The organism is Rhodococcus sp. NPDC003382, from assembly GCF_053589135.1.
The window spans coordinates 145,698-151,788 of the sequence record NZ_JBSFRH010000009.1; the positions used below are offsets into that span (position 1 = coordinate 145,698).

The 6,091-nt window shown below is 67.0% G+C and carries 6 protein-coding genes; all 6 read left to right on the forward strand.

All coding sequences use genetic code 11. The features are described 5' to 3' along the window. Positions 1-24: 24 nt before the first annotated feature. The gene (locus tag ACWDUD_RS09280) at positions 25-243 is read left to right on the forward strand and encodes a ferredoxin (RefSeq protein ID WP_248675066.1); all 219 of its coding nucleotides are present in this window, start codon (positions 25-27) and stop codon (positions 241-243) included. 24 nt (positions 244-267) lie between these two features. Continuing rightward, positions 268-1,503 (forward strand): cytochrome P450, encoded by a 1,236-nt coding sequence (locus ACWDUD_RS09285; protein WP_450109124.1) that lies wholly within the window; start codon positions 268-270, stop codon positions 1,501-1,503. A gap of 140 nt (positions 1,504-1,643) precedes the next feature. Beyond that, complete coding sequence (locus ACWDUD_RS09290) at positions 1,644-2,264, forward strand: TetR/AcrR family transcriptional regulator (protein WP_248675064.1); 621 nt, start codon at positions 1,644-1,646, stop codon at positions 2,262-2,264. Positions 2,265-2,508: 244 nt separating this feature from the next. Then, positions 2,509-3,840, forward strand: a complete 1,332-nt coding sequence (locus tag ACWDUD_RS09295; RefSeq protein WP_450109125.1) for an NlpC/P60 family protein — start codon at positions 2,509-2,511, stop codon at positions 3,838-3,840. Between the two features lie 48 nt (positions 3,841-3,888). Continuing rightward, positions 3,889-5,532, forward strand: coding sequence for an FAD-dependent oxidoreductase (locus tag ACWDUD_RS09300; protein ID WP_450109126.1), 1,644 nt, complete (start codon positions 3,889-3,891; stop codon positions 5,530-5,532). A gap of 287 nt (positions 5,533-5,819) precedes the next feature. Then, positions 5,820-6,091, forward strand: a 272-nt coding sequence (locus ACWDUD_RS09305; protein WP_450109127.1) for an ATP-binding cassette domain-containing protein, incomplete at its 3' end; no start/stop codon positions are given.

Below are 6,091 nucleotides of genomic sequence, written 5' to 3' on the forward strand. Positions count from 1 at the left end.
GCTTTCGAAAGGAGGGATCGGATCGTGTCCGATACCCGGCAACAGACGCGGCAACTCGTCGTCGATCGCTCGGCCTGCGCCGGTCACGGCCTGTGCTACTCGACCTCCCCGCAGCTGATCGACTGCGACGACCAGGGATATCCCGTTCTCCTGAAGGAGTTTCTGTCCGACGACGACGTGCCCGCCGCGGAAGCCGCGGCCGTCGTCTGCCCCGAGCGAGCGCTGACCATCGAATCCCGCTGAGGATTCCGGCCCGAGGAACACCTGATGACAACCACCGAAAAGTCGGTACCCGACGAACTCGTCGTCGACTTCGACATCTACGACCAGACGCTCGCGCAGCCTGTCGACACCGTGCAGGAGCGGGTCGCCGAGCTGGCGGCGAAGGGCCCGGTCGTGTACTCCACCGCGCACGGCGGACACTGGATCGTCACGCACTACAAGGAGATCCACGAAGTCCTCCGCGACCCGGAGACCTTCTCGAGCTACCCGAACAACCTCGTCACCGGCCCCGGTGGCATGGGTAAGTTCATCCCGATCGAGCTGGATCCGCCGGAGCACACCGGCTACCGCCTGGCGATGCAGCCGCTGTTCAGCCCGAACCGGATGAAGGCGCTGGAGGAGCAGATCCGCGCCCACACCAACGACCTGATCGACGCTTTCGCTGGTAAGGGCGAGGCGGAATTCATCACGGAGTTCGCTCACGAGCTGCCCACCCGCGTGTTCCTGGCGCTCATGGACTGGCCCCTCGAGGACGCGCCGCTGTTCACCGAGGCCACCGACACCGTCCTCCTGGGCAAGCCCGGGCTGAGCCCGGAGGAGAACCAGCAGGCGCAGGTCGCGGCCGGGTTCGAGATGTTCGGCTATTTCCACAAGATGGTGCAGGAGCGTCGGGAGAACCCGGGCGACGACATCACCTCCACGCTCATCCACACGGAAGTGGAGCTCGAGGGTGGCAAGCGGCTCCTCACGGACGAAGAGCTGTACCGGATGTTCTTCCTGCTGCTGATCGCCGGCCTGCACACGACGCAGGGCGCGCTCGCGTGGTCGATCATCCACCTGTACAACAACCCCGCGCAGCGTCAGGCCCTGATCGAGGACGACACCCTCATCCCCAGTGCGGTGGAGGAGATCCTGCGCTTCGAAGCACCCGTGACTCCCGGGCGGCGCGCGACCCGCGACGTCGAGCTCGGCGGGGTGCAGATCAGGGAGGGGGATCAGCTCATCCTGACCCTCTGCTCGGCCAATCGCGACGCCGAGGAGTTCGACGATCCGGGCGAGCTCATCCTCGATCGTCGCCCGAACCGGCACCTGTCGTTCGGAGGCGGTCCGCACCGGTGCCTCGGATCCCACCTGGCCCGCATCGAGCTGACCATCGCGCTCGAGGAACTCCACCGCCGGATCCCGGACTACTCGCTGATCGCGGAGGATCCGCCGGTCCTCCATGCCAGCCAGGTCCGCGGCTGCATGCGCCTGCCCATCAGGTTCACACCGACCGCCTGACCCACCGCTCGCCTGCCGGCTCCGAGGGCAGACGGACCCGGTAGGCGAGCGACCGCTCACGGCGGTGCCGCCGCCGTGCCGACCGGTACGGCTGCGGTATCGTCGGGGCGGACTGGGTATCGATCGGCCGAGGAGGGCACATGGCGCGACGTCACGGTGTCCTCAGCGAGGACCCGGAGGCTGCACGTTCGCAGATCCTCAGGGCAGCCGAAACCGCGATCCAGAGATTCGGTATCGCGAAGACGACGATCGACGACGTCGCGAAGGAAACCGGTGTGTCGCGACCGACGATCTACCGGTACTTCCGTGATCGCGACACCCTGATGACGTCGATGATCGAAGCCCGATCCCGCAGGCTCTTCGAGCAGGCCCGCGAATATGTCTCGGATCGGGACACGTTCGCCGAACAGGTGGTCGACGGCCTCCTGTATCTCGTGGACCAGGGCCGCCGGGATATGGTGATCCGCCTGATCGTCAGCCCGGAGCATGCCGGCCGGCGGACCGCGCTCGCCGGAAGTTCCGGTCTCGCATCCCGATTGACGTACGAGATGTGGGCTCCGCTCATCGATGCGGCTCGCGAGCGCGGGGAGATCCGGGAGGGGATCACCGACATCGAGATCTGCAACTGGATCACTCTGGTCGAGTTGATTCTGGTGGGACGCATGGACTTCGGTGATCCGACCGGTCCCGAGAACAAGCGCCTGCTCACCAACCTCCTTCTGCCCGGGATCGTCTCCACTCCGGTGGAGGTCATGCGCTAGCAATCCCGCAACCTCCGGTCCGAATTTCAACGGCCCGTGGACTTATTGTCCACGGGCCGTTGCCATTTCATGGCATAGCATTGGTTGCGTGGTCCAGCTCACATGCTGTATAACAAAATACGAACTTTGTATCTTGTTATCCACGACGTCCGGTCGACCGCGAGAATCAGCGGAGAATCCCAGCCCGCCCCGTAGGCGGAGATCGACGACGTGGACTCCATCGATCCGAGAGGGTTACCCCACCATGACAGTGGATCCGTCGTCGTTGATCGTGGCAGTGGCCTCCGCCGTCAGCACCGCAGTGCTCGGCGTCGATGTACCCGAGGAAGTCCAGGAACCCGCGGCCGCGCTCGCCGCGTCGATCGAGCAGGGCGCGGCCGACCTCGGCGCACAACTCGACGATGCGTTCGCCTCGCTGCCCGTGGAGGTGCAGGCCCCGGCCCGGCAGGCTGTGGCCGATACCCAGGAGCTTCTCGCCGGCGTGACCGATCCGCACACGCCCGAATCGTCGGCCACCGAGACCGATGTCGCCGTATCGCCCGCGCCGTCCGGCGCGCCCACGATCGCGGCCCCCGCGGCGCGACCCAACCCGTGGGGCATCGACTTCGGTACCTCGACCGGTACGCCCGCTGCGGGTGCACCCGCGGTTCTCCCGCAGATTCCCGCGATCGTCCCCGGCACGTCACCCGCCCCGATCGGAGCCATCGCCGTGTTCGCGCCGTGGCTGAAGAAGGCCGGCTCGATCTGCGAGGGTGTCACCGCGCCCGTACTCGCCGCTCTCTACTCGGTCGAGAACGGCTTCCGCTATGGCCCCACCGCGCCGATCTCGCCGGTCGGGGCGCGTGGACCGGGGCAGTTCATGCCCGGCACGTGGGATGCCTACGGGAAGGATGCGGACGGCGACGGCAAGGCCGATGTCCTCGGCGTCGCCGACCCGGTGATGGCGTCCGGTCACCTGCTGTGCGACAACTGGTCTCGCATCGAGGCATGGAAGAGCGAGGGTCGCGTCACCGGAGACACCCTGGGACTCACGCTCGCCTCGTACAACGCCGGGCTCGGCGCGGTCCTGCGCTCGGGCGGGATGCCGTCGGGCCTGCCCGACTACGAGAACCAGACCAAGCCCTACGTCGCGAGGATCCTCGCCGCCCGGCCCGTGTTCGAGCGGCTCCTCGCGCCCTTCGGGGCACTCGGCCTGCCCGTCGCGAACGACATCGGTCAGCGGGTCATCGACGCCGCGTTCCGCTACCTGGGCCTGCCGTACGTGTGGGGTGGCGGCAACATCGACGGACCGTCCGGCGGCGGCTTCGACTGCTCCGGGCTCACATCGTTCGCGATGCACGCCGCCACCGGTATCGCGCTGCCGCGCACGTCCGAGACTCAGTGGCACGTCGGCGTCGAGGTTCCGCTCGCGGAAGTCCGCCCCGGCGACCTCGTCTTCGGGAACTGGCAGTCCGCCGGCCCCGGGCACGTCGGCATCTACATCGGCGGCGGCCAGATGGTCCACGCGCCGACCACCGGCGACGTGGTCCGCATCGGAGACGTCTTCCCCGACATGCGGGCCCGCCGCATCGTGTGAGACCGACCGGACACGAAGAACAACAGCTGTTACGAGGAGTGATCAACGATGGCGCACGTGGTGACACAACCGTGCTGCAACGATGCGGGATGCGTGGCGGTCTGCCCGGTCAACTGCATCCACCCGACCCCGGAGGAGCGAACCCGCGGTCGCACCGAGATGCTCTACATCGACCCCGAGGCCTGCATCGACTGCGGCGCCTGCGTGGACGAATGCCCGGTCGACGCGATCGTGCCGCCCGAGGACCTCACGCCCGAGATGCAGCCGTTCGTCGACATGAATGCCGCCTACTACCAAGACAATCCGACGCCTGATCCGATGCCCGCCGTCGAGCTGCCGAAGGTGTCCGCGGGGGCGGGTGTGCTGCGCGTCGCGATCGTGGGGAGCGGGCCGTCGGCGTGCTACCTGGCGGAGGCACTCACGTCGCACCGGGGCCTCGACGTCGAGATCTCGATGATCGAGAGGCTCCCGGTGCCCGGTGGACTCGTCCGCTACGGCGTCGCACCCGACCACAGTTCCACGAAGAACATCGCCGGCACGTTCACGCGGATGATGGGGCGCCGGAACATCGACGTCTATCTCGACGTCGAGGTCGGGCGTCATCTCACGCACGAGGATCTTCTGCGCCACCACCACGCCGTCGTGTATGCGAACGGCGCCACCGGGGATCGTGCACTCGGAGTGCCGGGAGAAGACTTGGCGGGCAGCATGTCCGCTCGCGAGTTCGTCGCCTGGTACAACGGTCATCCCGACTACGCGGACCTGCGGGTGGATCTGTCGTGCGAGCGCGCGGTGGTCGTGGGCAACGGCAACGTCGCGCTCGACGTCGCCCGCGTTCTCACGTCCGATGTGTCCCGGCTGCTGAAGACGGACATCGCCGCACACGCGCTGGAAGCGCTTGCTGCGAGCCGGATTCGGGAGGTTGTCGTGCTCGGCCGCAGGGGAGCGGGCGCGGCGGCGTTCAGCACACCGGAACTGCTCGGCCTCGGCGACCTCCCGGGCGTCGACGTGACGGCCTCCGATATCGGCACCGAAAGTGCCGAAATGTCTGCGCTCGAACGGATTCGAGCCGACATTCTCACGCGGTACGCCGCGACGGAACCCGCGCCGGGCCGGCGCCGCATCCATCTCCAGTTCCTGCGATCGCCCGTCGAAGTACTCGGAAACGGACGCGTCGAGTCTCTGAGAACCGCGGTGAATACGCTCGAGGGTGCCACCGGCGAATTGGAGAACATCGAGACCGGGTTGGTGCTCCGGTCGATCGGATTCCGGGGCATGCGTCAGTCGGGCGTGCCGTTCGACGAGGACCGCGGGGTGATCCCCAACGCGGCGGGCGCGGCGATCGATCCGGAGTCCGGCGACCGCGTTCCCGGCGTCTACACGGCCGGATGGCTCAAGCGTGGGCCGAGCGGTGTGATCGGATCCAACAAGGTGTGTTCGGCGGAGACTGCCGCCGCGATCGTCGGTGACTTCGTAAACGGCCTGCACACACCGCCGGTCTGTGACCGTAAGGCGTTTGCGGAGCTTGTGTGCGCCCGCCACCCCGACTACATCGACCTGCAGGGATGGCGTCGCATCGACGCGTTCGAGCGAGGGGAGGGACGCTCGGCCGGACGGCCCCGGGTGAAGGTCGTGAGCGTCGGAGACATGGTGTCGGTGGCGCGGGGTGAGCCGGCGACTCTGGGCCGCTAGTGGCGGTCGGCAGAGCGTCGAAATGTCCGCTTCATGGCGACTTGTCCAGTTCTCCTGAGACGGGGTGAATTCGGGGGTGAGACACGACGACGCAACGATTGACAATATTCGTATTTTGAATCACAGTTATCGGCGATCGGGACTTTGGTCACATCGAGTCCCAGCGCGCGGCCCGTGTGAAGCCCGGCGAGGCCGCAAGAGTGCCGAACCTGTGTCAACACATGATGATTCGCTGACAGTCGCTGCCGACGGCACGCGCCGAAGCAGCGGCGAACGGGAGGGAACCGATGGGTGTCGAGGTCTCGGTCGAAGGACTCACGAAGTCGTTCGGCTCACAACGAATTTGGGGTGATGTGACGCTGACGCTGCCCGCGGGTGAGGTCAGCGCGCTGTTGGGCCCGTCCGGTACAGGTAAGTCGGTGTTCCTGAAGTCGCTGATCGGCCTGCTCCGCCCGGAGCAGGGATCGATCGTCATCGACGGCACGGACATCCTGCAGTGCTCGAGCAAGGAGCTCTACGAGATCCGCAAGCTGTTCGGGGTGCTGTTCCAGGACGGCGC

Coding starts and splice junctions, on each gene's coding strand:
- ACWDUD_RS09285 (WP_450109124.1), top strand. CDS start 268: ATGACAACCACCGAAAAGTCGGTACCCGACGAACTCGTCGTCGACTTC.
- ACWDUD_RS09290 (WP_248675064.1), top strand. CDS start 1,644: ATGGCGCGACGTCACGGTGTCCTCAGCGAGGACCCGGAGGCTGCACGT.
- ACWDUD_RS09295 (WP_450109125.1), top strand. CDS start 2,509: ATGACAGTGGATCCGTCGTCGTTGATCGTGGCAGTGGCCTCCGCCGTC.
- ACWDUD_RS09300 (WP_450109126.1), top strand. CDS start 3,889: ATGGCGCACGTGGTGACACAACCGTGCTGCAACGATGCGGGATGCGTG.